Source organism: Prescottella defluvii, assembly GCF_000738775.1.
Taxonomy (GTDB): domain Bacteria; phylum Actinomycetota; class Actinomycetes; order Mycobacteriales; family Mycobacteriaceae; genus Prescottella; species Prescottella defluvii.
In genome coordinates, this window is record NZ_JPOC01000254.1 from 1 (window position 1) to 557 (window position 557).

The window sequence follows — 557 nt, forward strand, 5'->3', positions numbered from 1 at the left end:
GGGCTGGGCGGTCATGGTCTCGAATGTAGCCGGAACCGAGACGGGCGCCGGGGGCGCCGACCGAGCCGTCAGCGGAACTCGATGATCAGCTGGGGTGGTTCCTCGACGGTGACGACCTCGAACGGCACAGGCCCGGGACGGAGACCGATGAAGGACTGGGTGATTCCATTCGCGTCCCGCACGTCCGGTAGCACGAAGAGCTGGGTCACGCGGGACCCGTCCGGCGTCACCACGGGTACCGCGGCGTCGGAGGGGTGACGTGCCGGTGGCGCCGTGCCCATGATGTCCACCTGCATGATCGCCCTGCCCGGGACCGGAAGGGTGGGACCACCGCGGTACGGGACGGCCTCGGCGACGTACCCCGCCTTCCAGAACGGGATTCCCGAGCCGGCGAACACGTAGACGACCCTCTCGGCGCCGGTATCGGCGTCGATCTCGACCCGCACGTCGTCCACGGCGGCAGTGGAGACCGCACCGGCCGGATCCATTTCGGGACTACGCCGGGGCACCCCTCCGTGGTCGAACCCGCGCCGCTGACCGACGCCCCGGCCGAGTCC

Annotated in this window: 1 protein-coding gene; it reads right to left on the reverse strand. The window is 70.7% G+C overall.

Features of this window, described 5'->3' with window-relative positions:
* Positions 1–68: 68 nt before the first annotated feature.
* The coding region (locus tag IJ15_RS0124755) for an AMIN-like domain-containing (lipo)protein (RefSeq protein WP_231569654.1) at positions 69–557 on the reverse strand (489 nt) is incomplete at its 5' end.